Source organism: Caballeronia telluris, assembly GCF_001544495.1.
Lineage (GTDB): Bacteria > Pseudomonadota > Gammaproteobacteria > Burkholderiales > Burkholderiaceae > Caballeronia > Caballeronia telluris.
Map to the genome: position 1 here is coordinate 1 of NZ_FCNZ02000162.1, position 506 is coordinate 506.

The following is a 506-nucleotide window of genomic DNA, read 5'->3' on the forward strand; positions in this document are numbered from 1 at the left end:
TGATAGGCGGCATCTTCCAGTCCTTTTCGATGTTGCGCAAGGCCAGATACAGCAGTTTGCTGGCCGCCTCGTCGCTGGGGAAGTGGCCGCGGTTCTTGACGATCTTGCGCAACTGCATGTGCATGCTTTCGATCGCGTTTGTCGTATAGACGATTCGACGTGCCTCAGGCGGATACGCGAAGAAGGGGATCACCTGTTCCCATTGGCGCTGCCACATCGCCGCCACGGTCGGGAATGTGCGGCCCCACTCGCTGCCCGCAAAGGCGTCGAGTGCCGCTGCTGCCGCCTCGGCGGTGGCGGCCTGGTAGATCGGCTTGAGCGCGGCAGCCAGCGGCTTGCGGTCCTTCCAGCTCGCTAGACTCAGCGAATTGCGGATCAGATGCACGATGCAGGTCTGGATTTGGGCGGCCGGATAGACCGCTTCGATCGCGTCAGGAAAGCCGCGCAAGCCGTCGACCACCGCGATCAGGATGTCGTGCAAGCCGCGGTTCTTCAGCTCGTTGAAA

At 62.1% G+C, this 506-nt stretch carries 1 protein-coding gene; it reads right to left on the bottom strand.

Annotation, left to right across the window (positions count from 1 at the left end):
- On the bottom strand, positions 1 to 506 hold a 506-nt coding region (locus tag AWB66_RS32725), incomplete at both ends, for an IS256 family transposase (RefSeq protein WP_125469905.1).